The organism is Stieleria varia (assembly GCF_038443385.1).
In the GTDB taxonomy this organism is placed as follows: Bacteria; Planctomycetota; Planctomycetia; order Pirellulales; family Pirellulaceae; genus Stieleria; species Stieleria varia.
On the sequence record NZ_CP151726.1, the window covers coordinates 6,828,434 to 6,853,741 of the forward strand.

The 25,308-nt window shown below is 55.0% G+C and carries 27 protein-coding genes and 1 tRNA gene; 7 read left to right on the forward strand and 21 right to left on the reverse strand.

The genetic code is table 11. The annotated features are described in order from the left end of the window. Nucleotides 1–84: 84 nt before the first annotated feature. Nucleotides 85–1,515, forward strand: a complete 1,431-nt coding sequence (locus Pla52nx_RS22785) for a glycerate kinase type-2 family protein (protein ID WP_146517955.1) — start codon at nt 85–87, stop codon at nt 1,513–1,515. 85 nt (nt 1,516–1,600) lie between these two features. On the opposite strand, the gene Pla52nx_RS22790 is transcribed toward Pla52nx_RS22785, so the two are convergent. Together Pla52nx_RS22790 and Pla52nx_RS22795 are read right to left on the reverse strand one after the other, a co-directional pair. After that, a complete protein-coding gene (locus Pla52nx_RS22790) occupies nt 1,601–1,927 on the reverse strand; it encodes a DUF6793 family protein (RefSeq protein WP_146517954.1) in 327 nt (108 codons plus the stop codon). 419 nt (nt 1,928–2,346) lie between these two features. Beyond that, nucleotides 2,347–2,529, reverse strand: coding sequence for a hypothetical protein (locus Pla52nx_RS22795; RefSeq protein WP_146517953.1), 183 nt, complete (start codon nt 2,527–2,529; stop codon nt 2,347–2,349). Nucleotides 2,530–2,873: 344 nt separating this feature from the next. Between Pla52nx_RS22795 and Pla52nx_RS22800 the strand changes: the two genes are divergently transcribed. Both Pla52nx_RS22800 and Pla52nx_RS22805 read left to right on the forward strand, forming a co-directional pair. Beyond that, nucleotides 2,874–2,947: transfer RNA gene (locus Pla52nx_RS22800), tRNA-Asp, on the forward strand. A gap of 382 nt (nt 2,948–3,329) precedes the next feature. Further along, on the forward strand, nt 3,330–3,743 hold the full coding sequence (locus Pla52nx_RS22805; protein WP_146517952.1) for a hypothetical protein: 414 nt from the start codon (nt 3,330–3,332) through the stop codon (nt 3,741–3,743). Nucleotides 3,744–4,263: 520 nt separating this feature from the next. Here Pla52nx_RS22805 and Pla52nx_RS22810 read toward each other — a convergent pair. From Pla52nx_RS22810 to Pla52nx_RS22825, 4 genes are all read right to left on the reverse strand, one after another. Continuing rightward, the gene (locus tag Pla52nx_RS22810) at nt 4,264–5,256 is read right to left on the reverse strand and encodes a nitrilase family protein (RefSeq protein ID WP_146517951.1); all 993 of its coding nucleotides are present in this window, start codon (nt 5,254–5,256) and stop codon (nt 4,264–4,266) included. A gap of 76 nt (nt 5,257–5,332) precedes the next feature. Beyond that, nucleotides 5,333–6,067 (reverse strand): hypothetical protein, encoded by a 735-nt coding sequence (locus Pla52nx_RS22815; protein ID WP_146517950.1) that lies wholly within the window; start codon nt 6,065–6,067, stop codon nt 5,333–5,335. Nucleotides 6,068–6,873: 806 nt separating this feature from the next. Next, on the reverse strand, nt 6,874–7,524 hold the full coding sequence (locus Pla52nx_RS22820; protein ID WP_146517949.1) for a DUF4272 domain-containing protein: 651 nt from the start codon (nt 7,522–7,524) through the stop codon (nt 6,874–6,876). A gap of 86 nt (nt 7,525–7,610) precedes the next feature. After that, nucleotides 7,611–8,078, reverse strand: coding sequence for a hypothetical protein (locus tag Pla52nx_RS22825; RefSeq protein ID WP_146517948.1), 468 nt, complete (start codon nt 8,076–8,078; stop codon nt 7,611–7,613). A gap of 806 nt (nt 8,079–8,884) precedes the next feature. Between Pla52nx_RS22825 and Pla52nx_RS22830 the strand changes: the two genes are divergently transcribed. Continuing rightward, nucleotides 8,885–9,097: a hypothetical protein gene (locus Pla52nx_RS22830; protein ID WP_146517946.1), complete on the forward strand. Its 213-nt coding sequence runs from the start codon at nt 8,885–8,887 to the stop codon at nt 9,095–9,097. Between the two features lie 31 nt (nt 9,098–9,128). Here Pla52nx_RS22830 and Pla52nx_RS22835 read toward each other — a convergent pair whose 3' ends face one another. The 5 genes from Pla52nx_RS22835 to Pla52nx_RS22855 form a co-directional block, all read right to left on the reverse strand. Beyond that, a complete protein-coding gene (locus tag Pla52nx_RS22835; RefSeq protein ID WP_146517945.1) occupies nt 9,129–9,791 on the reverse strand; it encodes an SMI1/KNR4 family protein in 663 nt (220 codons plus the stop codon). Nucleotides 9,792–9,888: 97 nt separating this feature from the next. Next, a complete protein-coding gene (locus Pla52nx_RS22840; RefSeq protein WP_146517944.1) occupies nt 9,889–10,317 on the reverse strand; it encodes a hypothetical protein in 429 nt (142 codons plus the stop codon). Between the two features lie 134 nt (nt 10,318–10,451). Next, nucleotides 10,452–10,769 (reverse strand): hypothetical protein, encoded by a 318-nt coding sequence (locus tag Pla52nx_RS22845; protein WP_146517943.1) that lies wholly within the window; start codon nt 10,767–10,769, stop codon nt 10,452–10,454. 1,105 nt (nt 10,770–11,874) lie between these two features. Continuing rightward, on the reverse strand, nt 11,875–12,291 hold the full coding sequence (locus Pla52nx_RS22850) for a hypothetical protein (protein WP_231741613.1): 417 nt from the start codon (nt 12,289–12,291) through the stop codon (nt 11,875–11,877). A gap of 108 nt (nt 12,292–12,399) precedes the next feature. Beyond that, on the reverse strand, nt 12,400–13,089 hold the full coding sequence (locus tag Pla52nx_RS22855) for an acyl carrier protein (protein WP_146517941.1): 690 nt from the start codon (nt 13,087–13,089) through the stop codon (nt 12,400–12,402). A 1,337-nt stretch (nt 13,090–14,426) separates the two neighbouring features. Here Pla52nx_RS22855 and Pla52nx_RS22860 point away from each other — a divergent pair. Next, a complete protein-coding gene (locus Pla52nx_RS22860) occupies nt 14,427–14,642 on the forward strand; it encodes a hypothetical protein (RefSeq protein ID WP_231741611.1) in 216 nt (71 codons plus the stop codon). Further along, nucleotides 14,605–15,051: a reverse transcriptase domain-containing protein gene (locus Pla52nx_RS22865; protein WP_261344229.1), complete on the forward strand. Its 447-nt coding sequence runs from the start codon at nt 14,605–14,607 to the stop codon at nt 15,049–15,051. The genes Pla52nx_RS22860 and Pla52nx_RS22865 overlap by 38 nt, the downstream gene beginning before the upstream one ends. A gap of 136 nt (nt 15,052–15,187) precedes the next feature. Here the strand turns inward: Pla52nx_RS22865 and Pla52nx_RS22870 are convergent, their stop codons facing one another. Beyond that, nucleotides 15,188–15,844 carry a hypothetical protein gene (locus Pla52nx_RS22870; protein ID WP_146517940.1) on the reverse strand — a complete coding sequence of 219 codons (657 nt, stop codon included), beginning with the start codon at nt 15,842–15,844 and terminating at the stop codon, nt 15,188–15,190. A gap of 324 nt (nt 15,845–16,168) precedes the next feature. On the opposite strand from Pla52nx_RS22870, the gene Pla52nx_RS22875 reads away from it, so the two are divergent. Then, nucleotides 16,169–16,516: a hypothetical protein gene (locus Pla52nx_RS22875; RefSeq protein ID WP_146517939.1), complete on the forward strand. Its 348-nt coding sequence runs from the start codon at nt 16,169–16,171 to the stop codon at nt 16,514–16,516. Between the two features lie 33 nt (nt 16,517–16,549). On the opposite strand, the gene Pla52nx_RS22880 is transcribed toward Pla52nx_RS22875, so the two are convergent. From Pla52nx_RS22880 to Pla52nx_RS22920, 9 genes are all read right to left on the reverse strand, one after another. Further along, nucleotides 16,550–17,089, reverse strand: a complete 540-nt coding sequence (locus Pla52nx_RS22880; protein WP_146517938.1) for a hypothetical protein — start codon at nt 17,087–17,089, stop codon at nt 16,550–16,552. Between the two features lie 100 nt (nt 17,090–17,189). Then, on the reverse strand, nt 17,190–18,011 hold the full coding sequence (locus Pla52nx_RS22885; protein ID WP_146517937.1) for a DUF2310 family Zn-ribbon-containing protein: 822 nt from the start codon (nt 18,009–18,011) through the stop codon (nt 17,190–17,192). Nucleotides 18,012–18,154: 143 nt separating this feature from the next. Beyond that, nucleotides 18,155–19,552, reverse strand: coding sequence for an IS91 family transposase (locus Pla52nx_RS22890; RefSeq protein ID WP_425289834.1), 1,398 nt, complete (start codon nt 19,550–19,552; stop codon nt 18,155–18,157). 14 nt (nt 19,553–19,566) lie between these two features. After that, entirely contained in the window at nt 19,567–20,520 is a 954-nt protein-coding gene (locus Pla52nx_RS22895) for a site-specific integrase (protein ID WP_342190220.1), read from the reverse strand. 606 nt (nt 20,521–21,126) lie between these two features. Next, nucleotides 21,127–21,876 (reverse strand): hypothetical protein, encoded by a 750-nt coding sequence (locus Pla52nx_RS22900; RefSeq protein WP_342190221.1) that lies wholly within the window; start codon nt 21,874–21,876, stop codon nt 21,127–21,129. Between the two features lie 28 nt (nt 21,877–21,904). Beyond that, the gene (locus Pla52nx_RS22905) at nt 21,905–22,162 is read right to left on the reverse strand and encodes a hypothetical protein (protein WP_342190222.1); all 258 of its coding nucleotides are present in this window, start codon (nt 22,160–22,162) and stop codon (nt 21,905–21,907) included. Nucleotides 22,163–22,921: 759 nt separating this feature from the next. Continuing rightward, the gene (locus Pla52nx_RS22910) at nt 22,922–23,089 is read right to left on the reverse strand and encodes a hypothetical protein (RefSeq protein ID WP_197454920.1); all 168 of its coding nucleotides are present in this window, start codon (nt 23,087–23,089) and stop codon (nt 22,922–22,924) included. 367 nt (nt 23,090–23,456) lie between these two features. Next, complete coding sequence (locus tag Pla52nx_RS22915) at nt 23,457–23,900, reverse strand: hypothetical protein (RefSeq protein ID WP_146522265.1); 444 nt, start codon at nt 23,898–23,900, stop codon at nt 23,457–23,459. A gap of 66 nt (nt 23,901–23,966) precedes the next feature. Next, entirely contained in the window at nt 23,967–25,022 is a 1,056-nt protein-coding gene (locus Pla52nx_RS22920) for a hypothetical protein (RefSeq protein WP_342190223.1), read from the reverse strand. Nucleotides 25,023–25,308: the final 286 nt, after the last annotated feature.

Here is a 25,308-nt window from a genome sequence, read left to right on the forward strand (position 1 = left end):
GTTAGGATGTCCAACGGATGAAACGCGTCGGCGTTCTTCTAAATGACAACCTCTTGCTCGAAAACCTCCTGCCAGACCAACTCGATGGACGCTACTCAGCCAGATCAATATCCATCGTCGGACGTTCACCCTGCGATTCGGATTTGGAACACTGGCGTTCTGGCCGTGAATCCGCGAACACAAGTAATGAATGCGTGTCAAATTGACCCGTCCTCCATCAACATCGCGGGCCACGAATTCTCACGCGAACAAATCAAACGTGTCATCGTCGTGGGCGGCGGCAAAGCAACGGCGGCAATGACCCAGGGCTTCGTTGACGCGGTCCAGGGACAGATCCCGACTTGCGGTTGGGTCAATGTTCCTCAAGACAAACCAGAACGCTCAATTGGAAAAACCGACTCGGCAGAATACTTGAGCGGCATCCGCGTGTTCCCGGCGCGCCCCATGGGCTTGAACGAACCAACGGCTGCTGCGGTCCAGGGTACACTCGAGATCATTCGGTTGACCCAACAAGCCGATGCTTCCGATCTCTGCGTCGCGTTGATTTCGGGAGGTGGCAGTGCACTGCTGACACTGCCCGCGGATGGCATCACATTGCAAGACAAGCTGCAAGTCATCCGGCGGCTCAGCGAGAGCGGTGCTGACATCGTACAGCTAAATACCGTGCGCAAGCATCTCAGCGAGGTCAAAGGCGGCGGGCTATTGGCCGCCTGCAACGGACCACTTGTGACGCTCGTGCTGTCCGACGTGCTGGGTGATCCGCTCGATCTGATCGCATCGGGACCAACGGTTCCCGATACGTCGTTGCCAAGCGACGCGATGAACATTTTGCAACATTTTGATCCACAACGTTCGCTGCCCGCAAACGTCTATCGAGTGCTGGAGCGTGCGGTCGCATCTACCAATGACGAAACTCAGAACCGCTTGCAAGATTTCACTCCACCGGTTGTGATCGGAAACAATGAGACCGCAGTGAATGCATCGGCTGAACTTGCCAGAGAACTGATGTTTGAAACGGAATCCAAGTCGGCTCAGACTTGTGAGGGGTGCGCCGAAACGATCGGGATCCAGATCGCCCAGTGGATTTTGACACGCTTGGATCAGTCCGTTGCAACGTGTCTCGTCTGGGGTGGTGAACCGACGGTTTCTCTCGCGCCGCCGGACCTACGCGGACTGGGCGGACGCAACCAACAACTCGTATTGGCTGCCTATCAACGACTGCTCCAAGCGAACCTGAGCGACGAAGAGTGGTCTCGCATCAGCTTGGTATCAGGAGGAACTGACGGAGAAGACGGTCCGACGGATGCAGCCGGCGCGGTGCTGACCGGCTCCGTTCATCAAAAGGCGCAACAACTCGACTTGGACGTCGAAAGCTCGCTAAGCCGAAACGATGCCTACCACTTCTTTCAGCAATGTGGCGGGTTGTTGAAGTCCGGCCCGACTGGAACCAACGTGTGTGATGTCCGTGTCGCAATCGTCACGGGACGCCAGCATCCAGCAGGAAATGCTCCGTAATTGGATTCGCCAGAATTCCCCATGCCCCGCACTGGGATTCGCCATCACTTCCACCCAACGCCAGCCCCAAAACTCCGGCAGCCTGCTACCAGCCCATCACCATGTTGGACTCGATCACTTTTCGAGCCTGTTCCAGATCGCTGCCGGTCTCCATTCGGTACAACCGGATCGCATTGACCTTGTCTCCCGCCGATCGGCTCAAACAGTCCCGAGCGATGTGGCAGGGGTCGAATGTTCGGTTGGTCAAGCCCAATGCACCTTTGCTGATCACCCAAGTGTCCCGAGGACGCTTGGTCAGCCGGGCGACGGTATCTGTTGGAAATGCATCGGCTACCAATTCGCGCGCCGCATCGTCGTTCTCCGCCCAAGTGATGATGATGTGGGAATCGGTTTCGATTTCAAATAGCGGCATGGATAAATCCTCGGTGAGGGCGACTCGAACGCATGAGAAAGATAGGAAAAACTGGCGTATCGCCCAAGGTGTATTTGTGGGGCAACGACTCAAACCATCCCGAATTCGACCGTTTTTGGGTGCGTTGACCTAGCCCGAATTATTCATGCGGATGATTGATTTTAGCGCAAGCAGATTCTCGACAATGAGTTACGTCACCGCTGGGAAATGCAGATTGCTTTTCATAACCCGTGCTAGTGCATCATCCGGTCTTGATTTTGGGGTTAGCCGTTTTGGCGTTAGCCACGGTTGTGTCACGAAAACCGTGGCTAACGCCAAAACGGCTCATCTACCGAACCCACGTTCTAAGACTGGACGATTCAGTAGTACTGTACGCAACTGCATGCCCGTTGGGTTCGGAGTAGTTGATCATTCGCCCCTTAACGGTTGATGTTGGAGCCTTTAAGGCACAGGAACCCAAAAACCACAGCGGCTGAGGCAATCACCGCCCAGTGGGTGGTGCTCATTTTGTTGAAGTACGACGTCATTTCACGTCCCACCTCGTACAGCCACATCGTCACCGAGTTGGCCAAAATCATCGCATTGGTCGTCGTACTGATCATGGCGAATTTCCTCGTTTCATTGACTCAACAGAGTTTTTCTACCTGCCCCCGGAAAAGCGATCGCCGTCGGGGGTGCCCGACCGAGCAGACGGGCTGGTCGAACGGAATTTTTCCAAGGAAAGTTAGGTCTTGGCTTACAGAAAAGAGCCAAATTCGTACTCTTCGCCCCCTGAACTGGCCGCTCCCGAGCCTGCGAAACGACTAATCCGCACAAAAGATTCAACCGGCGAAACAAAATTGCCGATCGGGAGGAAGCAAAGACTTCAACGGACTTGCAGGCGGATCTTCTGTCGATATAATCTGCCACTCACGTCAGGTGAAACGACTTCAGTGTCGTCGATCCAGGCGCGGTAGCTCAATTGGTTAGAGCCCCGGACTGTCGATCCGGAGGTTGCGGGTTCGAGTCCCGTCCGCGTCGCTCCCCACAAACCTCGTTGCACAAATTGCGACGAGGTTTTTTTGTGCTTGAGGCCAAGCAAGAAAGAGCAAGAATACGGAAGCTGGCTGATCCCGCTGGCGCCGACTGCATTGCGACTCGTCGCCGAGGACATGCTCGCCCCCCTCCACTGGCCGCTGGTCGGATTCAAAGCACCGTGCCCTGGGTGTCGGTCTACCATCCAGACGATGCAACCACTCACGGCTAGCCCGGATATTGCATCAGCCGGAGTGCGCTAGCCCGGATGATTCATGCGGATGATTGATTGTTTTTCATAACCCATGCAATCTCCGGGCTAGTGCAAATTCCTCGGAGAGAGGGGAAACGTCGGTTCTGCCACTCGCGCTGTAGGATGAGATCTGCCATGAAACAACTTGACGACTTTCGAAGTTATCTGATGGACAATGGCGTCACGCTGCTGGAGCTTTCACGCAAAGAATCATTCGCGATCGCAAAACGCTGGACGTCAGTATTCGCAGTGCGATCAAGCCGTCTACGAGAAACGGTGGGACTCAAAGCGATCGACAAATGGATGTGCACGACCGATGACCAATTGATCTTGCTCTTTCTATCGGCGCGAGTGACTGCATTCCCGATCTCTGACAACAGCAGACCATGTACCGCAAACCGATACATCGGGCCAATCATTGACCTTTCAGCGTACAACGAACTCGAGTTCGCCGTGTTTCCAGAGTCATACGAATGGACGTTGGTTCATACGCACGAGGATGGCGCATTGGGTGGCCCATACTTCATCCGCAATGACGGTCCCCAGTAGAGACTTTAGGAAGTCCTCCAGCAAAGCACCACGAGTCTCTTGGCTCCCTTTCGGCCTCGTGCCACGGGAAAGATGGAATCTGGATCAAACGCAAGACTCGCCAGGGTCGGCCTGCCCCCGACGACAGCCCTACCCGTCATTGCGGCAAACGGACCTGCCCCCAAAATCCCCTTTGAGATTTGGTAAAAGATTGTCAGCAGAGACTGCACCACAAAATCGCTTTCTTCAAAATCTTCTACCCGAAATCTTCTGCTGAAGTGGACCCTGTCGAGGACTGCAGTGACGTGCTCACTGAGGACAGCACAGACGGGGTTGATGCTCCAAGAGGTTTCGTCGCAGTACACGACGGCAGAATTGGCCAGGGATCTTACGCAGCGATTCGTGTTCGGTTTCCCACGCTTTGGAATGCTGGTTGAGCACCCGTTGCATCGACATTCATTGGCCAACCATTCTATTGCCCTTCCCTCACACCTGATTCGTTTCAGGCCAGCACGCCACAAACACTGGGCTTTTGTGTGCGTTAGGTTGCCTTGCCGCGGGATGCTGTTTCAGCCTCGACCTTTTCGAATCGGACGATGCGGGTGTCGCGTTCGATTCCAGTGGGCTTTGTCAACATCTCATACAGTTCAGGCCGACGGGATTGCAGCCATCGTCGACCGGTGCTGGATGCTTGCAGGCTTGGGTCGAGATGGGCAACGACAATCTCGTCTCGGGCTTTCCAAGTCTCCGCGAGCGTCGCACCGTACGGATCGAGTACCATTGAGTTACCCGTACGGACTTCGTTATCGTCGATTCCGACTCCGTTGCTGAAAACCAGGAATAATCCGTTATCGTGGGCTCGAGCCGGCAGCCATCGCATCAACCACTCCCGCCCTTTGGGGCCACGAAACTCCGCTTCGATTGCCTCAGGATTTTCGTCCCTTTGCTCCCACAATCTCGGTTCGATCACGCCCATGCATCGGGGGCTCGGAGAATTGCATCCGCCGGTTTGGTGAGGCGCCAGTAGAACCTCCGCCCCCATCAAGGCGTTCATGCGGACGTTTTCGCCGATATTGTTGTCATAGCAAATCAGCACGCCGACCCGGGCACCCTGAGGAATATCGAACACGGTGTACGTATCCCCCGAAGACATGTGAGGGCTGATGAAGCAATGCAGCTTGCGATGGACGGCGTGACGACCATCGGGCATCGCAACGACGTAGCTGTTGTAAAGCCGTCCATCGGCGGCGGACTCGATCAGCCCGGCGCCGATGGTCATGTCGTTCTTACGCGCGATCTCCAACAAGGCTCCCGTCAGGAACCCACCTTCAATCGGTTCAGCAAGCTCCCTGACCTGTTCTTCATCCAAATGGCGAACGTGCCAGTAACCCGTCAAGCACATCTCTGGAAAAGCCGCCAATTGAACGCCGCGTTCGGCCGCCTCGGCTGACAATGCTTGGACGCGTCCCAAGTTGAAGTGCTTTGCCCCAGGACGATGGTTGAACTGTATGGCCGCGACTGTGATCGGATTCATGACTTGATTCTCAGGGGAACACTTTCAAGGGAGCCGGACATCGCTTTCAGTTTATAGCCCGAAATGGTGCGATAGATCAGTCATTCGGTGTCTTATCGACTTGGGTGACCGATGCAGGCGAATTTGCCCTAGTCGCCGGATCTCGGACATGTGATTGTTCGACACGGAGCCCCTTGGCATACAGTCGCACTTGACTGGGGCAGGCGGCACGATCGACATCGTCATAGAAAAAACCGTTCGATGTTTCGGTTTCGCGTTCGACCTTCCAGACGCTCGTATTGGTCAGATAATCAGGCTTTTCCTTCCATGGGGTGACGAAGGCTGGACAAAACCACTGAATCCGGTTGTTCGGTTGAGCCGCAAAATTTCCGTCATCCAGTGCAATCACGTGCGCACACTTGTGTCCGCCATCACCAGCCTCCTCAGAATCCTCATTGCCGAACCAGTCCAGCGTAAACATGTATTGCCCGCCTTCGGACGAACCATCGCGGAAGCGAATTCGGACACGGCTATTTGCAAGTCGATCAAACGCGATGCACGACACTTCGTATGAAAAGCAATCCCAGAACTGAAGCCAATCCAACGGCCGTGCGGGCGCATCCTCTCGATGGCAGAGCGAGTGGATAGGCAGTCGCCAGATGACGGCACCGTTTTCCGTCAGGACATGAAATCCTAATGCTCGACCGTAAACGGATGCTGCGCCGAAGACGCACACTTTAACAAACTCGCCATGGTGGGCCGTGCCGTCATAAAGAAACTCCTTCCGAAGCAAGCAATAGAATCGCGGAATGTCGACGTTCAACGTTGCCAATTCTTGAATCTCTCATGTGTGGCCGGACGAAATGCGATCAATGGAGGCACAGGACGTGCATGCATCCATCGTGCGTTCAACTTTGTCAGAGCTTGGCAGGCCAGATTGACTTGGCCCGCAGGACTTGGATCGGAGCCTCCCATCCGCCCCGAAAAGATTCTATCCCAAACGACCCTCCAAGTGTCGAACGCGACCGGTACAGCATCCCGTAGTGGACGAAGTCATGAGTTCCAACTCAACGGACTCCTGACATCGTCCCCTACAGATTGCGCCCTTGAGCTTCGTCTTCTGAACAGACTCCATCCGCCCTTGAGGTTTGTGCAGGGGGCGAATCGACTGACCGGCTACCACGTAGGAGCGTCTCTCCGAGACGCTAACCAGGCGAGCGTAAGCGAGGAGTCACTTTACTCTTGCTGAGCGCCAATACCGTTCAACGAAGCATCCCGCTGAGGCGTGCCCGCTTAGCCGGTAGCCGCAGGCGACGCTACCATTTCTCCCGACCGCGAAGCCGGCCACAGAAGCAATCGTAGGTCATGCCGTGCATCACGAAATCCGGTACGCCCCGCCAAACGCTTGGCCGCCCGGATTCGGGATAACTCCCGCTGAGCTCCAGCACGACCGCGTTGCAGTAGACGGATGGTGTCATGTCCAGCATGACCCACCCAAACCTCTCTGTGGCAAGGAGCGGTGGTATGCATTGCCATAGCGGACACTGTCGGGTAACGGTGGTCGACACCGAGGACAGTGATTTTCCACTTCACAAACCGCGCAAGCCGTCTTTTGGTGCACGGCATGGTTATCGCAACTCAAGTGTTCATCGATACGGAGCCCCAAGTCAAGCCCGGCGACAGTAGCCACTCAAGCGCCCTTCGACGTTCGATGAATCGCGACAGGTCGAATGTTCCACGCTCGTCACGCAGTTGATTCTGAAAGGCATACCAATGCAATCGATAATGCAGGTCGAGTGATCGGTAAATCTCGTCAAATGATCGAATTGCCATTCTGTCCGCGAATTTTGTGGGGCCATCGTCATCACGAACATGCGGACACATCTCGTACATTTCATCAGGAATCGGCCGAGTGAAGTCCAGATGTTCGAACAAATTACCTGCCCACATCAATGCCCAAAGCGCGTCAAGTGACCACGCAAGATTGTTTCTGTCTTGCTCGTTGATGCGCTCTGGTCCGCGATCCAAGAGCGAAACCTCGTGGTCGGTCAAGTATGTAGCGACGCCATGCTGTTCGAGCCATCGCCTGACAACGACATCAGGCACATTGAAGTTCAGGTCAATAATTGCGTTTAACGCTAAGGATCGGCCTATCAAATCCGATTCAGGTCGAATGCCCGCTCTATCGAGAAATGGAAGCGAGGCGAGAACGCTTCCTCCGTGTGAGATGATTGTCGCTTCAGATTCAGCAGCGACTTCGAGTGCGTATTCGACGGTAACACGATCCATGGCTCTCGAATATGATAACGGTGGCCGTCACCAAAGACGGACGATTGATTAAACCTCGCAAACCGGCGTTCGCGTGCACGGCACGGTTACTCCGAATCCTTGATCACTATCGAACGCGGTGGAAGCTCCCTCGCGATTGCTATTCGTGCGTGTAGTGTGTCCGCACGAGCAACAAGCAAGTCGGCCTCAGAACCTGTTGCTTGATCAAAGGCGGTAGCTCGATATTCCTCAATGCGATTTCGATTCTTGAAGATACGCCCAAGCAACTCTCTCCGTTCGGACTGGGTCACACAGCATTGTAGCTGTGCGTTCAGGAAGTCGTACTCGGCGTTCAGCAAGGCATCCAGTGACGTATCGCCGTGTCTGTGGCTGTCCGTAAGAACCTCGAACCGCCTTTTGAGTACTTCACTCCTCTCAGACTGAAGTTCGCATTTATACGCCTCGACTTTCACTTTCGTGGGTTGATTGGTTGCATCGTCAGCTAACAGAGCGATTGTGGTGGAAACGGTGAAGAATGAGAGCAAAGCTACAGTCAGTTTTTGTCGCGATGCCATTTTGCATGTCCAGTGAGAGGGGCAATTTGCAGGAGCAACGGATTGTCGTTGTGAGCAATTCAGTCGGGTAACGGCACGGAACGCCCGGTCGCCGCGAGCGATCCTCCACTTCAGAAACCACGACTTGGCGACTCGTCGTGCATCCGATCGTTCCTCGCATTCTATCACTATCAATCGATCTTGATGCCTCGCACCCAGGGAAACAGAGCAAATCGGACAGCCGCGAGCATTAGGAATACGATCGCAGTCGTCACAAAACCGAATACAGTCGTCGCACTACTGCGTGACAGCGTTAGATATGATCCAGTCCACAATGGCCACGGAGCACGGTAGCGTCTGCGGTATTTACGTCGCTCATCCTCCGGGAGGTCGAGGTACCAGTTTGTCCAGTCAGTCAGGTGTGATTCGGGAATTCCCATCCGCCAACTGATGCTGAATCGTGGGAGTTTAGGAAAAGCACGCCAAGGAGGAAGCAAGTCGCCATACTCGTCGCGCAGTTCAACCGTCTCACGCTTATCATTCATGGCGACGTCAATTAAAGCGGCAGGTTGCGATCGGTTTGTCGGGGAACGACCGCGATGCGCGGGCGCCGGGCTTCCATGTCTAATTGCTGACCACCGACGCTCCGTACCATCGCATGATTCTGGCGTCTTCCGTCGCGGAACCAATCCGCAGGAATCGACACCGGATTGTATCGTCCGCTGAGACCTTGGTGCAAATCGAGTCGTGGATTCCGCTCCTGATCTTGTCCCGTCGACGATCTGGCCGAAGTCGAATGCCGAAGCCGGACCGTCACACGCGATCCAATGGCAACAAATGGTTGGAACATGGAATCGATCACGCACGTTTCGCCACCCGTCCTATCAGCAACAGATCAGATTGTCATCATCAACATCCTGCTGTCGGACTCAACATCATCCGACGCATGCGTTTTGTCGATCACAACATCGCGACCGAACCATCGTGCACTGCGACGCCAGTACAACCGCGGCAACCGGGCCGCCGCCGAGGCACTATGATCTCAAAAAACGCGAGTTCGGCGGATCCGGTTCACCGCTTGGTTCTGTCCGTCTTCGCTCTGGGAAGTTTGGCGACTGCTTGTTGTAGCCAGTCATTGTACCATTTGAAGAAAGTGACTCGCGTCTTGCGTTTCAGTTGTGTGGGTTTGAGTCCCTCTTGATCGGTCCGTAGGTCTTCCCAAATGTGTCCGGCCTCGGGGCCCGTAACAATCAGCCAGTTGCGGTAGGCACAACCTTGGTGGCAAATCGGTATTGCGCCGTTCACGTTCTCGGTGTTCCAGTAAATCTCGTAAAAACGTTCCATTTCAGCATCGTAAAGCGATTCATCATCCTGTTCTTCGGGAAATGGCGGTACATCATTCCATGCCCTTGTGTGCGGGAACGGTTTGCTTAGTGTTCCTACGAAGCCATCGTTTTCCTTCCAGCGTTGGAACGAATGGCAGTCATCCATCTCCCGAAACTTGAAAACTCCGTAATACGGTCCGGCACCTCCGTTTCCAAGCTCAGTGATGAAGCGACGATAGTCTTCCGGGAGCTTGATTCCGTGCCTTGCTTCAAATTTGACTACGACCGATTTCCGAACCACTGGATTTAGCTTGAAGCCATGTGCTTCGGCGCCAAAGACTTTGAGCGGCCGCTTGGCAGTTCGGCACCGTTCAAGATCTTCGCGAATCGATTCAATGATTGCGGCCATCAGGTTACATGCCAGAACGTTACGCGTCACCGGGAACGCGAGGAAAGGTTTCTAACGGCCAAGACGCTCGGCTCGCGTTCTCCGGTGCACGCGATGGTTACCCGCCGTTTGGGAATACAGAGCAGCGTCGGAATAGATAGACTCCGAGTTCTGTGAAGCACCCAGCGAGAAATCCCACTATAGCAGCGCCACCACCGTACATGACAGTGAAAATGACGACGGCCGTCGGAGTGTCAATGTATACCTCATCGGGATCGGGCCACGTATCGGTCACCGAAGTGTATGCGTAGCCGACGGCGATTGTCGCTCCGCCAAAGATCATCATCCAAATGAACGACACTGCTGCTCCCATCCAGATCAATCGTCCATCACGAGTTGTATCCCGCATCAGACGTTGAGCAAGAGTGAACGTCAGCATCAGGAATGTAGCAAGCGAAAGCGCCCAGACGGGGTGTGTCCGAATCAGCGACATTTGAATTGCCGACGCGGTCAGCACAGCAATCGCGAAGGGAAGGCCGAATCGCATGCAAACGCTTCAATCGGGTAACGAATAACGAATTGCGATCTATGCAGGCACAGGACGTGCATGCATAGATAGTGCGTTGAGCTTTGTCGGAGGTTGACGTCCCGCAGGACTTGGATCGGAGCGTCCAATCCGCCTCAAAAAGATTCTATCTCAAACGACACTCCTGGTGTCAAACCGAAGAGGTACATCTGGATCGCTTTTGCCGGTTCCGGCCCCATTTCCTTTGCGACTTCTACCTGCGTTTCCAGGTACCAGTCGTAATCATCCGAAAAGTAGTGTGCCGTCCAGAACTCGCGGTGCGACTCCCGCTGACGCTCCGCGTACCACTCCGGACACGTCTCACTCTCCCGCCAAAACAACTCCTTCCATGTCGGTTTGGGCGTCTCACACACCAAGCTTAGCTCGATGCTGCCGCAGTGCGCACACTCGGGCAACGATGGAGCAAACTCCATCCGGCCTTGTGCCGGTGGTGAATCGACTGACCGGCTACCACGTAGCAGCGTCTCTCCGAGACGCTACCCCAACGAGCGCAGCGAGCAGTCACGCCGCCATACACAATCTCGTTTAACGCCAAGCCGCAGGCGTAATCGAATCCGCCGACACAACCAAAAACCATCGCCCAACCCACCAACCTCGTTTAACGCCGAGCCGCAGGCGCAATCGAATCCGCCGACAAAACCGAACCCCATCGCCCATACCACCAATCTCGTTTAACGCACAGCCGCAGGCGTAGGCGAATCCGCCGACACAACCGAAAACCATCGCCCAACCCACCAATCTCGTTTAACGCACAGCCGCAGGCGCAATCGAATCCGCCGACAAAACCGAACCCCATCGCCCAACCCACCAACCTCGTTTAACGCCAATACCGTTCAATGTTCGTAGGAGACACGTGGGGCAGGTTTGCAACCTGCCGACGCTCCAGGAACGAATGCCCGCATTTTCATAGTTTCTGCTGCACCTTCGGCAGGTTACAAACCTGCCCCACTTGGAACATTGAACGGTATTGCGTTTAACGCACAGCCGCAGGCGCAATCGAATCCGCCGACACAACCGAGCCCCATCGCCCAAACCACCAATCTCGTTTAACGCACAGCCGCAGGCGTAGGCGAATCCGCCGACACAACCGAAAACCATCGCCCAACCCATCAGCATCAGCACAGCAAAGTCGCCGTTCATGCAACACGACGCCCTAGACCGCGAAGTCGGTCACAGCAGGCAGCCACCGATTGCGCCCAAGCGGCGGGCGAAAGAAGGTGCGGTGTGCGAATGCAAGAAGAAGCACAATCAACGCTTGAAGTTGGTTGGCAAGGATGCCAATGCCTCCTTCCCCGCAAGGATGCGTACTCCTGACTTGCCCCAACGGACGATCAGTAACCCGCTGCCAGACTCTTCACGAATTCAACCAACAGAGACCCGATTAAGTTCAACGGTTGCGATGACCGGGCGGCGGCGATCGATCATCCACTTCAAAAAACACGACTCCGCGGCTCCGTGTCCATCGCGTGGCTCCCCGCATTCGCCAAGCGACGCTTACCAGTGGCAAGGTCTGTCGCTTCATTTTATCATCACAATGTCCACGTCGCTTGCCCAGTATGCGTCAAGCAAATTGGGGTGCAGCAACGAGAGGTCACTCTTGATCTCAACGCGATCGCCAACCGAGATCGAAGACAATTCGTCGCAGTTCGGCTCCGAGCCATCCAGCGCGATGCGAATGGCTGAATGGCCGTTAGTCAATTCTATTCCGTCGTACCAAACATCGTACATCCCATCCTCGCCGTCCGTGTACATGATGTTGCCCAAGTTGACGGCCGTTTCCTGCACGGTGTAGATGCTCTCCGAGGTTCGCGAGCATCCCGCAAGTGAAAACAACAAGAGGATCGGGACGGATAGGACCACGCAAATGACGCAAGACCGCGAAGCTAGAAAGGTATGTTTCGCGTCGGATTCGACTTTGCACGTGCGAGGGGGCATGACTCTGTCAGTCGGGGAGCGGCACGCGTCACCGGGTACGTGCGAAAGATTCTCAATTCCAAAACCGGCCGACTCGCGGACTCCGGTGCACGCGATGGTTCCCCGCAGTCACCCCATGCCGAGGTCTTCGATAAACCTTGCCGTCAGGACAACCTCGGAACCGTCTACACCAAGTGTGTCCACGACAATGGGGCGCAGTTCGTCGAGTATCGCATGATCCGAATCAAGATGCAATTGTTTTGTCGCCGCAGTGATGCCTGTCATGCGTCTGGCGACTGCACCAAAGGTCGTGAGCGTGTCTGGCGGATAGGTGCGAAAACGCACGGTAGCGAGATGTAGTATCAACGTCGCGACCGCCGCAAGAACAAGTGTGAGCGGTAGTATTTCGATGTCAACTGCGGCGGCAACGGTCACCGCCAACACGATCGCGGTACAAACGAGGACGACGAGCACCTTTCGTAGTGTTGGATGACGGCGTAGCGATGGCGGAGCAGAGCCCAGAATATCGGTCAAACGCTTCCAAAGGCGTCGACGCTGTGTTGGATTCAGCACATCAACGACGCGTGTTCGACTGCGTATGCGAAGGGTTTGGTTTGTTGCGAGTTCGCGAACGCAGGATCGAAGCTGCAGGAAAGACTTCAAAGTCGGGCACGACGCAAGGTGAGCGGCCTGAATCCGAGATCGAATTAACGAAACCAGATCGCCAACGGTGCGAACATGCTCCGCTTCCGTGTTTTGGATCGCAATGCCGAAGTGGTCTTCGACATCCATTACGAGTTCAACAGCGTCGAGTCCCATGATTCAATCGAGGAACGCCTGCCGTAACCGGGCACAAACGGAAGGCTTTGTTTTCAGTTGCCGCTTGAATGAGTGCTCCGGTTCACGGCTTCGTTATGTGCCCCTGCGCCGAGAATCGACGCCAACGCGGTTAGTGAAGTTCGAGGTTTGTAATTACGGACTCACTGTAGGACGCAATCACGCCTATGTCCAGTGCCGTGACGTCTTGGTCCCGAAAGCCATCGGAATCGCCAACGGCCACGGTTTTGCTGCCGAGTAACCTTAGTTATTCAGCTAGCTGCTCTGGTGCGAGAGTGTTAACGTGAATGGTGTCGAGCGTGATCTGAAGGGAGTCAGGATCGGCAGTTACGGAAATGAGACCAAGTTCAGGAGTTATCAATAGCTCGTAGTCAGCGTACTCAAGAATCTGGCGGGATACCGGGTGCGTTGGTGTGTCACCGATCGTGGACTCGCGGGTGGGTCTACCGAGCGCCGCCACAATGTCATCTTTCGATGTGCCAAATGGAAGGCGGGGGAGTCCTTTGTTGATGATGAGGTCTATAGTCGGCATACGCGAAACATTGGCGGAGAGAGTCTGCGCCCGGAGCCTTGGCACATAACGACAGCCGTCACCGAGCCGCCGGAGAAACGCTCTCCATTGGCAAACCGCGCGATCGGCGGCTTCGTGTGCAGTACGCCCAACATGGGCGTGATCTTGTGGGGTGAAAGTCCCCTGTACTGAGTTCCGGTAACTTCCAGTAGGAGACAGGATACCAAATGTAAATCCGAAAGAAGAGAGTACGAGGCCCTGTCTCCAAGATGCCCGGCAACTGCGCACAAGGTGACAAACCGTGGGGAGGAAGCCTGCGGATGTGCTCTTAAAGATGGCTCTGACCTGAGGAACGTGCGGTTCGACGAGAACTGAATCGGACAGAATTCCCACGGCTACTCGTGCCGTCCACATCCACGCCAAGACCCGTCAGGTTCGCGCGCAGCATGCAGCAACGTGGTACAGAAATCACATTGAGGCCGATGACCCTAGGTGAGCTGGCTGCTGACAGCGAAACCGAACCGGAAAAGCAGGGCACAGGTAGATGTGGCCCAACAAGCAATGAATACAGTGACGGAAACAGATCACGTGTCCGTGAAAAACCGATGCCCCCCATCGACCAAACGGACGTCCCTTATTTGGGGAGGGCTTCATCCTGTGCCCGCTAGTAGAGCTTGCTCCAACGCGGGGTGGGCCGTGGTAACACGAACCCAAGATCGAAGTCGGCAGCAGAAGGCATAGGAGTGATCCGCCGAGTCCAACGGCGACACAAAGGCCTGAACGTCACAAGACAAGGAACGAACCACCGATGAACTCTGATGTTTCCTCGCTCTCCATCCGGGCTTGGCCCGGTGGAAGCAAGACTGATGAGCTACAAAGAAGCGGTCGATTCTCTTGGCTCCCCTCCGGCCTCGTGCCGGTGGAAGCAAGCACGATCACTGGGCATCTCAAGTCGCGTTGGCCCCTTTGCCACTGGCACGAGGCCAGTGGGGAGATGGGGTTCGATTGGCCTGCGGTGCCGTAGCCAGTCAGTCGGATTCACCACCGGCACGAGGCCGGTTGGAGTCTGGTCAAATCGAACGAATGGTAACAGCTATGCAGACGACTTCGTGATTTTCACGAAGACGGAAGCGGCGGCGCAACGTGTGTACGCGAGCACCGAACGCTTCTTGACCGACCGATTGAAGTTGACCGTCAACCACGACAAGAGCAACATCCGCAAAACGGATGGGCTTGACTACGTGGGCTACGAGTTTCGTGGTTTTGGCGGCCAAACTCGCGTGAGCGAGAAGAAGCTCTTGGCATTCAAGAAACGTGTCTGCGGAATGCAACAAAGCCCCCCTTCCCTTTTTCTCGTCCGATCTCACGCACAACAGTTCGGCGAGAGGACGCATTGCCGAAGTCAACAACATGCTGTCGGCCCCAAAATCTGAAAACTCATTCGATTAGTCGATCGCTACATCGACACGCAACAATCCAGCACTGTGACGACAGAACGTCAGACATCACGGGGCACGGAGAGTAAACTATCCATTGCAAGAAACGCCGCAAGCCGTCCTCCCGTGCATGTCATTGTTCTGCCTCGCGTTCAAGGACGTTGATCTTCTGTCCGCACCTAGTGTGCATCCCATCGACGAAGGAAAACAGATCTGCCGGTGAAAATCGGTTGCCGCAATTTGGGCACTGGATAAAGCCACCCTTGTTCTTGCGTGCGTCAAGTACGGGTATGGAATCATCAATGCGTTGCAACCACGCAGCTTCCGCGTCGAAGCAACCTTTGCATGATATCAGAATGGTCTCTGTGGCAGGAATGCCTGACCAGGGAAATGAGACTCGTGATTCATGGAGCCATGCGTCAACGTCACGGTCGCGATATGCATCGAACATAGAATGGCGTTTGCGGTCGTGTTCGGCGACCGGAACGTCATGTAGCACGCAATGCGCCGGATAGGGAGATAGCGCAAGATCAGAGTTGTTAATCCGAAACGGGAAGTGAAGCCAAGGAAGAACTCGTACTCCGTCATCAGAGACACTCCACTGTGCTTCAAGATACCGAACCGGTGCTCGAACGATGGCCGACCATGTGACAGAAGGAAACGTGAGTACGTCCCCGTGTTCAGGGTCAACCGCAGCAAAACATTCGAGCTTGGGAATCCAGCAGAACAAGCCTTCAGGGTCGTAGTCAGAGGATTCAGCAACCAGATCAACGACGTCGATGTGGTACATGCCGTCAAACAGCTGAAACGGGTCGTCAAGAATGGATTGGCAGCCAGGAAACGTCGTAATAGTCGTCAGCGCAAGTTGGCCAGCCGTTTTGAGCGTGATCTTACCGATCGAAGATCGACGCAGTCGCCAAAACGAGAACTGGAATCCACTGCGGAGTGCGTCCAGGCAATCTTGAGGAACGTTTTCCATGCGTTGACGATCGAACTCACATCAGTGGCAGAACGCTAGTGATCACGGGGCCGGAACCAGTGATCTAACCATTTCGAAACGCACGCAAGTCCGGCTCCCGTGCATCACCTTGTTCTACGCTTCCGAGGTTCGAGGATGTGCGATTGCTATTGGGACAACCCGCCGACGTTTTACGAGTGCCGAACGGTCAAAGGCCGCAAGGAACACAAGTGCAGCGAGTGTCTGCGTGTGATTGAAAAAGGCGAGCATCACGAATATGCAAAGGGACTGTGGGAAGGCGACTTCTCGGATTTCAGGACGTGTAAAACGTGTTGCGATATGCGAGACGAGATCAAGTTGACGTGCTACTGTCACGGACAAATGATGGATGAACTGGACGAACGAGACTATCCAGGCGTGGTATCGGTTGCGGCGTTTTTGGAGCGTCGGCGTCAAAACTGGGATCGGTTGTACGGCAAGAATCGCCAATTGGCGAATGCGTAGAACGACAGCGATCACCTAGTCGCCGCGAAAAATCTATGATTCAAATTCGCGGCCGACCGGCGACTTAGGTGCATCGCTTGGTTCGTCCAATTCGTCGCCCTCCGGTGTGAAATCAGCAGACCAACGCTCCGCATCTGCCCAACCTGCACTGACCTCGTTCACAAGTTCGCCCGTTTTAGGATGCCGAAACTCCTTGCCACCAGACAGAGCAACGATACCAAAACTGCCACATTCTAAGCAGCGTGGCGGATTCGATCTAGTGTTTCTCCACTCGATTCTTTTTTCAATCTCAGCAATTCTAATCGCAATGGGTTGGCCATTTGAGACGAAATTCCAAATCTGAATCGTCTCTGAGTCACCGGATTTCGTTTTCTCTAGCTCGCTTCTCAACGAAGCGATTGAAGGTATTTCTTCTGCAACAACAAACCTGTCGCATTTGTGGCACCAAGCTGCAACTTGCAGGATATGCAGTTTGCTACCATCAGCAAAACGGTAGTCAATGAAGGCGGAAAACAGCACCCATTCTTCGCGTCCGGACACCTGAAGCTTGTATTGAGTGTATCCACGTCCCATCAAGCAATTCTCATGGACGAACGGCAGCGGTAACGGGGCCGCCGCCAAAAGACCATGATTTCAAAACCCGCGTCATCGGCGGCTCCCGTTCACCGCATGGTTATTTTGCTTTCTTGAATTCACCGATTCGTGCGTGCCGTTGGTCATCATATGAGTCACCGCAGTGGGAGACAAGACGACAACGTTTGCAGCGAAAATGAAAAACATGGAACGGATGCCGATCGGTCGAAGTATCGGACAAGTGCCATTTGCCACCGCAAACAGGACAGGGGCGCAGCGCCTCGCCATCGGTGCGCCCCCAGTAACGATGTACGAAATAATATGTTGGTGTTTTGGTGGCGAGTTCGATGCCCGCGCACAGTCGACGACCGGTCACTGACAAGTCACTTGTAGGATCGGCGAGTTGTTTGTACGCAGGGATTTCAAGGGCCGCGGAACCCAACCAGATGTTGTCGTGATAGTTGTACGAGCGAGACCAAAAGTAGATATCTTCGCGGATTTGTTGCGGGAGCGGAAAGAGATACAGCGGAATCGGGCGGCCAGTATCGCCACAGCAAATCGGCGACACGTCATCAAATGCATGCGTGAAGAGATAGAAGGAAGTTGACCGCTTCCATGATGGGAATCGCTTGGGGACATCATCATCAATGATTTCGCACTGCGGCGGTTGCCCAAACCCCTCGACGACAGAGTCGAGCGCCGATCTGGCCCATTCGGAATGGTGACGTGCGGCGAGGGCATCAGGTCGCGCGACATGCGTGTATGCAACGAGTGTCGCGTCGCACCACGCGAACAGATACTCGCCGTAGATTTGTCCGTTCTTGAGTAGCGCAGCGAGATACCATTCGGCAGCGTCCTTCAACGCGTCGCGTCCGCGCGGCTTATCACCGTCGAAGCCAAATGTGAGTCGAGCGAGAAACATTGCATATCACGTGGTGACGCGAGTGGCAAAATAAAACGAATTGCGATCTATGCAGGCACAGGACGTGCATGCATAGATCGGGCGTTGAGCTTTGTCGGAGGTTGACGTCCCGTAGGACTTGGATCGGAGCGTCCAATCCACCCTCAAAAAGATTCTATCTCGAACGACACTCCCGGTGTCAAACCAGGCAGGTACATCTGGATCGCTTTTGCCGGTTCCGGCCCCATTTCCTTTGCGACTTCTACCTGCGTTTCCAGGTACCAGTCGTAATAATCCGAACCGTAGTGGGCCGTCCAGAACTCGCGGTGCGACTCCCGCTGGCGCTCCGCGTACCACTCCGGACACGTCTCACTCTCTCGCCAGAACAACTCCTTCCACGTCGGCTTGGGCGTTTCACACACCAAACTTAGCTCGATGCTCCCGCAGTGCGCACACTCGGGCAACGATGGAGGCTCCCACTGCGAGTCCATCGAATCGACCGCTTCGGTCGGCGTTTCCGAGACATCCGGCTCTGTCCCCAGCAACTCCTGACAACGAGCCATGTAGCTTGCCAGTCGGTTGTTGCTCCAACCGCCGAAGTACCGTGACTTGGTCAACTGGTCCGGTTGGATGTGCAGACACCAGCGGCGGGTGAACTCGAGCACTGATAGCTTGATCGGGACTTGTTCCCGCTCACCGCCCACACGTTTTCCTTCACGGGCCATGAAGACCACCTCGTCGCTGTCCGCAGCAGTGATGCGGTGGTTGCTGATCGGACCGCCGGTCAAGTAACGCGTCAGGTAGTTGACCACTTCGCCGCCACCGCTGGTCTCTTTGGGCGGCGGTTGGATGTAGGCAACCCATTGGGTCGACTCAAGATTCTTGACGAACACCTCCCAGTTCTCATCGCTTTGCAGGTACTCGAACTTTCCGCCCAGCTTCAGTTTGCCGTCGCGTCGCAAGCGACGAAGCTTCGCGATCGCCCGCTTACGGAAGTCTTCCTTCAACTTCTCGGAGTCGACCAGATAGTAACCATCCGAATTGCGAACCCCCGGCGGCGTCTTGGCTTCTTTCCAGTCATCGCCACTCAAGCTCGGCCCGGCACCGGGCACCAGCATGTGAACATGCCAGTGCGCCTCCAGTTTTTGGTTCCAAGTGTGCAATACGCTGATCGCTGCCGGATCGTAGTCTTGCTCGGACTTGATGTTCTTGGAAAGGCTCTTCCAACCCGTACTGACCAACAAGTCCGCCAGCTCGTTTCGGTTGGCCAGTGCCAACTCGGAGAGATCGCTCGGCAGAGTGAAGACGACTTGATAGTACGCCACGCCGGAGAGGATCAGCTTGGACGCCTTGTCATTGAAGTCCACTCGCTTGCTGCCACTGCATTGGGGACAGTGGCGGTCGCCGCACAAGTTGTACCGTGAGCTGCTCTTACCGCAGTCGTTGCACAGATACTCGCGACCGCCAAGCACATGCGTGCGGCAAAGCGACAGCTTCGCCAGCACGCTCTGGACTTGGCCGCAAGTCGATGCGTCGACCATCGACGCCGCACCGACCCGCAAAATCTCCGCGACGGTTAGCTTTTCTTGTTCGGCTGCGAATCGTCGTCTTTCTTTGGTTTCCCGTTCTCCTCCGGCGGCCCTTCTTCGGGTATTACGTACGTCGGCAGTTGTTTCACTGGCAGCCAGTCCAGCGGGCTCGGTGCGCTGCTGAGGTGCTCGCGACGACAGTGCAGATAAATCATCGTCGTCAGGAAACTCGCGTGACCCAGCAGCCGACTGATGGTCAGAATGTCCACTCCGGCTTCCAAAAGTCCGGTCGCGTAGCTGTGACGCAGAGCGTGCGGAAAGATCCTCTTTTTGATCCCCGCTCGCTTGCCTGCTTCCTTCATCGCCTTGCGGATTGTCGTGTCGGCGTAGGTCTTGTTGGCCGAGTTGCCCGGGAACAGCAGGCCCTCCGGACGATACTTCAGCCAGTAGATTCTGAGCTCTTTCAAGAGCCTCGGTGAAAGCGGAACGCTTCTCTCCTTGCGTCCTTTGCCGCAGGCGATCTTGACCATCATCCGGTCCGAGTCGATGTCCGCGATGGTCAAGTTGGCGGCTTCTGAGTACCTCATCCCGCAAGCGTAGAGGGTCATCAGGAAGGTTCGATGTTTCAGATTGGGAGTGCACTGGAGCAGCCTGTCGACTTCGTTCCGGCTCAGCACGGTGGGCAGTTTCTTTTCACGTCTGCCGAAGGGCAGCATGGTGACTGGCCAGGAAACGGGGATGGAATGTTTGTAGAGGAACCGTAAGGCGCAGACTGCTTGGTTGAAGCTGCTGTAGGAACCCTTTACCTCTTCGATCAGATAAAGCTGGAACAATCGAACGTCTTCCGGGGTTACGCGGTCTAAAGGCTTTTTAATGAAGTCGGCGAACCGCTTGGTGTGGTAGGTGTACGCGTCGATGGTGGCCTGAGCGTAATTGCGAATCTTCAAGTCTTCCGCGAGACGTTTGGTGAGTTCGCAGGAACGTTTTTGATAGGGAGTCATGTTGTGAATCCTGAGTGGAAAGGGAAACAAAAAAGGTTGTCCAACCTACGAATGAGATTGGTGTTTCCGAGGCTGCTTACGGTTAGCAAAAGCGCAAGTAAAAACTGGAAATAAAGTCAAAAAGAATCAAAACGTTCAACGATTAACCCGGCTATTTACGGGTCGCATGCGAAGAAAAAAAGAATGAAAGAAAGACTGTCGCGAAGCGAATCAAAGACCTTTGAAAGACACGTCAGCATGCGTGTGCACTGGGGTCAGCCCAGCCCAAGCGGCGGGCGAAAGAAGGTGCGGTGTGCGAATGCAAGAAGAAGCACAATCAACGCTTGAAGTTGGTTGGCAAGGATGCCAACGCCTCCTTCCCCGCAAGGATGCGTACTCCTGACTTGCCCCAAAGAACGATCAGCAATCCACTGCCAGATTCTTCACAAACTCAACCAACAGAGACCCGATTAAGTTCAACGACTGCCGTAACCGGGCACGAACGGAAGGCTTTGATTTCAGTTGCCGCGTGAATGAGTGCTCCGGTTCACGGCTTTGTTATTTGGCTGTGCTGAGGGTGACGGCGATGGTGTTGCGCCGCTCAATAGTCATAGGACTTCGCGTGCCTCAGGGATATGCGATGTCGCGATTAACTGTGCAACTTGGCAGTGCTGACTGAATATCGGCAGCGCCCTTTGAGGTGATTGTCGTTCTTTTAAGGTGAAGATAACGCAATTGCGTCAATTTTGCAAAATGCGGTACGGCACCATCACTGATAGGAGTGCCATCGAGCGTGACGTGTGTCAGTGAAGGAAGCTTTGCCAGATGTCGAATCCCTTGATCCGTCACCTGAAGTCGCCCGAGATAAAGACCTTCGAGCTTACCAAGCTTGTGAAGGTGTGCGAGTCCGGAATCTGAAACGAGGGGGCTCGAAATTGAAAGCCTCTGCAACTGGGCAAAAACGGACAGAAACTCCAGATCACTATCGTCAATAGCGATATCCACGAGGTCGAGCATGCGTAGCTGACTCATGTCCGCGAGGCTGCGCAATCCATGGCCCGTGATCGCGGTCGAACTGATGTTCAGTCGTTCTATCTCGTTAAGGCCTTTGAGATGCTTTAGCCCTGCATCGGTAATTGCTGTTCCAGCAATGTCCAACCGCTCGAGTTCGGGAAAAGGTTCCAGCAATCGGAGGTCGGAGTCTATGAGTTTGCGTGGCGCAAATCCCCTGTCAGACAGCCCAACCGGATCGTAGAACGACACGCCAAAAAGGCGACCGGACGAGTCCATATCAACCAGTGCCAGGTCACGAACTGTACGGAGGCTGGTCTCGCGGGACAGTAGCGACGACGGGCGTTGCTTGGCAGTACGAGCCAATTCGGCGGTGGGTTGGAGACTGGCTGGTTCACGCGATCGGTGCCAGATGCTCGCGGCAAGCACAACGGCAGCGATTGGTGCCGCAACGAGAATCCAAATCGACCAAGGGCGGTTCATTTGTCGTCCGATCGAGCACGTTGCCAAATAACGGCGGCGTTGACCGAGCGACGCCATTGTGGTTTCCATGTTCATCCGCCCGATGCGTCGCTTCGGTCCAACGCATGGTTCTGTCGTCTTCCTTGGCGGCACTGTACCGCTCGGATGCGACCATTGGATTGTATCGCATGCTCGGACCGCACTGCAATTCGAGTCCTGGTTTCGTTTCTGAATATGTCCCGCCGACGATGTGGCCGAAGTCGAATGCTGAGGCCGGACCGTCACACGTGTTCCAATGGCAACAAGTGGTTCGAGCATCCGGTCGACCACACTCCATTTCACTCGCAACAGTTCGGCGAGAGGACGCATTGCCGAAGCCAACAACATGCTGTCGGCCCCAATATCTGCCAACTCATTCGACTGGTAGATCACTACATCGACACGCGACGCTCGAGCACCGTAACGACAGAACGGTAGACATCACGGGGGACGGACGAAAGACTTTCCACTCCAGAAACCGCGCAAGCCGTCCTCCCGTGCATGTCATGGTTCTCTCATAAAACGAACGGACCATACCGTTTCCAGCTCATCCAAGGAGGAGTCGTCGATGATCGCTTCATTGTACAGAAAAGAAGCAACATAAAAACCAAATCGTTCGCACTCCGACGGGGTTTCTACAGTAGCATCGTCGAAACGAACCACGACATCCAAGAATGGGACAGGCTCCAGCTTGCGGAAGCTCGTCGATTCGGAACTACCTAGCGTAGCTACAACGTTCGCACCAACGGCACACCTAGCGATCGCATCAAACCCGACGAGCGACTCGCAACCAATGACAGCGTTGATCGCATCTGAAGCATCAGATCGCCACAACCTGGCCTTCGCGACACCCGGCAACAATCGCAGAAGCTCACTTATGCGTTGGATGCTTTTGGGATCAGTCATTGCCTTACAGGCTTCTAGCCAAGACGTGAGAGAACGGCGGCGTTGACCGAGCGACGCCATTGTGGTTTCCATGTTCATCCGCCTGATGCGTCGCTTCGGTCCAACGCATGGTTCTGTCGTCTTCCCAGGCGGCACAGTACCGCTGGGATGCGACCATTGGATTGTATCGCATGCTCGGACCGTACTGCAATTCGAGCCCTGATATCGCTCCTGATTTTGTCCCGCCGTAGACGCGGCCGAAGTCGAATGCCCAGGCCGGACCGTCACACGTGTTCCAATGGCAACGAATGTTTCGAGCACTTGGTCGTCCGCGCACCGTTTCACGCGCACCATTTCACGCGCAACTGATTGGCGAGAGGACGCTTCACCGAAGTCATCCTACTGTTGTCGGCCCCAAGATCATCCAACTCTTTCGAGGCGTAGATCTCAACATTGCGACGCGACGATCGAGCGTTACGACGACAGAACGGTAGACATCACGGGGGACGGACGAAAGACTCTCCACTTCGAAAACCTCGCAAGCCGTCCTCCCGTGCATGTCATGGTTCGCTCACTTCTTCTGTTTCGGGCGACGTGTAGTCTACCATTTCGTGAGACCATCGCGGGTCACCATCTGAATGTTCGACAGGAGCGTCCGAGATTGAGTGGATGTATCGGTCTACGAGGACATCATAATCGTCGCGTGTTTCGTACGTCGGACGAAAATCGTCACGCAGTACCCGCAACTCGGTGAGGACGTCGTCGACCTTATCGTTCTCAAGTTCAATGATCGTGTTTTGAATCAGGTCTTTTGTTGCTTCGGAGAAGTAAATGTTGGATTGCATGCGATCAAGTGATCCGACGATCCACGCAACGCCGAACGACATCGCGATCGCACAAACGCCCAACGTGATTCGTGCCGCGCGGTTGTCGTAGAACTCAGCGATCAGCCACGCGATGGGAAATGCGACGACAAGCAGTAGTATCAATTCAAGCACAAGCATGCACCGACTTTGCAGTCACAATCTGGTTGGGCGAACGCCTGCGGTAACGGGGCCGCCGCCAAAATACTATGATTTCAAAACCCGCGTCACCGGCGGCTCCCGTTCACCGCATGGTTCTGCGACGTTTGACGCGCTCCGACCAACAGCGGAGCACACCAAGCCTACCAATGGCATTATGGCAAAGAGGACAATCGGATACCACAAGGTCACCATCAAAGTCCAAATTGTGGAATCGGACGATTTGAAGTACCGATAGTAAATGCCCCATGAATCGCCAAATGCCTCTTCGCGTTCAAGCGGCGGATAAACGTTTCCGTCTGCGTCAACCAGTCCGATGATGCTGCCACGATACGGACCGTATTCAGCGTCGTTAAAGAAGACGAGTCGAGAATCAAGTCCGCGCGTCCATACACCGACGTGGGAATCATCGCTGAACGAAAAATGGTAATCCCATGGGCTGACGATGTAACCCACGATAAACAGTAAGATTGATATCGCGAGCATCAATGTCGAAAACACGGTCGCGATCTTGAATGTTCGATGTGCCACTGGATCAGTCGCAGAACGGCGGCGTTGACCGAGCGACGCCATTGTGGTTTCCATGTTCATCCGCCCGATGCGTCGCTTCGGTCCAACGCATGGTTCTGTCGTCTTCCGAGGCGGCACCGTACCGCCGGGATGCGACCATTGGATTGTACCGCCTTTTTCGACCGCTCTGCAATTCGAGCTCTGGATTCGTTCCTGCTTTCGACCCGCCGACGATGTGGCCGAAGTCGAATGCCGAAACCGGACCGTCACACGTGTTCCAATGGCAACAGATGACTCAAGCATCCGGTCGACCGCACTCCATTTCGCGCGCAACAGTTCGGCGAGAGGACGCATTGCCGAAGCCAACAACATGCTGTCGGCCCCAAGATCCGCCAACTCATTCAACTGGTCGATCACTACATCGACACGCCACAATGGAGCACTGTAACGACAGAACGGCGGCGTTGACCGAGCGACGCCATTGTGGTTTCCATGTTCAACCGCCCGATGCGTCGCTTCGGTCCAACGCATGGTTCTGTCGTCTTCCGTGGCGGCACTGTACCGCTCGGATGCGACCATTGGATTGTATCGCATGCTCGGACCGCACTGCAATTCGAGTCCTGGTTTCGTTTCTGAATATGTCCCGCCGACGATGTGGCCGAAGTCGAATGCTGAGGCCGGACCGTCACACGTGTTCCAATGGCAACAAGTGGTTCGAGCATCCGGTCGACCGCACTCCATTTCGCGCGCAACAGTTCGGCGAGAGGACGCATTACCGAAGCCAACAACATGCTGTCGGCCCCAATATCTGCCAACTCATTCGACTGGTCGATCACTACATCGACACGCGACGATCGAGCACCGTAACGACCGGCATCAC

Excerpts from the sequence above, each read along its gene's own strand:
- Pla52nx_RS22785 (WP_146517955.1), top strand. The coding sequence starts at position 85 with ATGGACGCTACTCAGCCAGATCAATATCCATCGTCGGACGTTCACCCT.
- Pla52nx_RS22790 (WP_146517954.1), bottom strand. The coding sequence starts at position 1,927 with ATGCCGCTATTTGAAATCGAAACCGATTCCCACATCATCATCACTTGG.
- Pla52nx_RS22795 (WP_146517953.1), bottom strand. The coding sequence starts at position 2,529 with ATGATCAGTACGACGACCAATGCGATGATTTTGGCCAACTCGGTGACG.
- Pla52nx_RS22805 (WP_146517952.1), top strand. The coding sequence starts at position 3,330 with ATGAAACAACTTGACGACTTTCGAAGTTATCTGATGGACAATGGCGTC.
- Pla52nx_RS22810 (WP_146517951.1), bottom strand. The coding sequence starts at position 5,256 with ATGAATCCGATCACAGTCGCGGCCATACAGTTCAACCATCGTCCTGGG.
- Pla52nx_RS22820 (WP_146517949.1), bottom strand. The coding sequence starts at position 7,524 with ATGGATCGTGTTACCGTCGAATACGCACTCGAAGTCGCTGCTGAATCT.
- Pla52nx_RS22825 (WP_146517948.1), bottom strand. The coding sequence starts at position 8,078 with ATGGCATCGCGACAAAAACTGACTGTAGCTTTGCTCTCATTCTTCACC.
- Pla52nx_RS22830 (WP_146517946.1), top strand. The coding sequence starts at position 8,885 with ATGGCAACAAATGGTTGGAACATGGAATCGATCACGCACGTTTCGCCA.
- Pla52nx_RS22835 (WP_146517945.1), bottom strand. The coding sequence starts at position 9,791 with ATGGCCGCAATCATTGAATCGATTCGCGAAGATCTTGAACGGTGCCGA.
- Pla52nx_RS22840 (WP_146517944.1), bottom strand. The coding sequence starts at position 10,317 with ATGCGATTCGGCCTTCCCTTCGCGATTGCTGTGCTGACCGCGTCGGCA.
- Pla52nx_RS22845 (WP_146517943.1), bottom strand. The coding sequence starts at position 10,769 with ATGGAGTTTGCTCCATCGTTGCCCGAGTGTGCGCACTGCGGCAGCATC.
- Pla52nx_RS22850 (WP_231741613.1), bottom strand. The coding sequence starts at position 12,291 with ATGCCCCCTCGCACGTGCAAAGTCGAATCCGACGCGAAACATACCTTT.
- Pla52nx_RS22855 (WP_146517941.1), bottom strand. The coding sequence starts at position 13,089 with ATGGGACTCGACGCTGTTGAACTCGTAATGGATGTCGAAGACCACTTC.
- Pla52nx_RS22860 (WP_231741611.1), top strand. The coding sequence starts at position 14,427 with ATGAACTCTGATGTTTCCTCGCTCTCCATCCGGGCTTGGCCCGGTGGA.
- Pla52nx_RS22870 (WP_146517940.1), bottom strand. The coding sequence starts at position 15,844 with ATGTACCACATCGACGTCGTTGATCTGGTTGCTGAATCCTCTGACTAC.
- Pla52nx_RS22875 (WP_146517939.1), top strand. The coding sequence starts at position 16,169 with ATGTGCGATTGCTATTGGGACAACCCGCCGACGTTTTACGAGTGCCGA.
- Pla52nx_RS22880 (WP_146517938.1), bottom strand. The coding sequence starts at position 17,089 with ATGGGACGTGGATACACTCAATACAAGCTTCAGGTGTCCGGACGCGAA.
- Pla52nx_RS22885 (WP_146517937.1), bottom strand. The coding sequence starts at position 18,011 with ATGTTTCTCGCTCGACTCACATTTGGCTTCGACGGTGATAAGCCGCGC.
- Pla52nx_RS22895 (WP_342190220.1), bottom strand. The coding sequence starts at position 20,520 with ATGACTCCCTATCAAAAACGTTCCTGCGAACTCACCAAACGTCTCGCG.
- Pla52nx_RS22905 (WP_342190222.1), bottom strand. The coding sequence starts at position 22,162 with ATGCGATACAATCCAATGGTCGCATCCGAGCGGTACAGTGCCGCCAAG.
- Pla52nx_RS22910 (WP_197454920.1), bottom strand. The coding sequence starts at position 23,089 with ATGCGATACAATCCAATGGTCGCATCCCAGCGGTACTGTGCCGCCTGG.
- Pla52nx_RS22915 (WP_146522265.1), bottom strand. The coding sequence starts at position 23,900 with ATGCTTGTGCTTGAATTGATACTACTGCTTGTCGTCGCATTTCCCATC.
- Pla52nx_RS22920 (WP_342190223.1), bottom strand. The coding sequence starts at position 25,022 with ATGCGATACAATCCAATGGTCGCATCCGAGCGGTACAGTGCCGCCACG.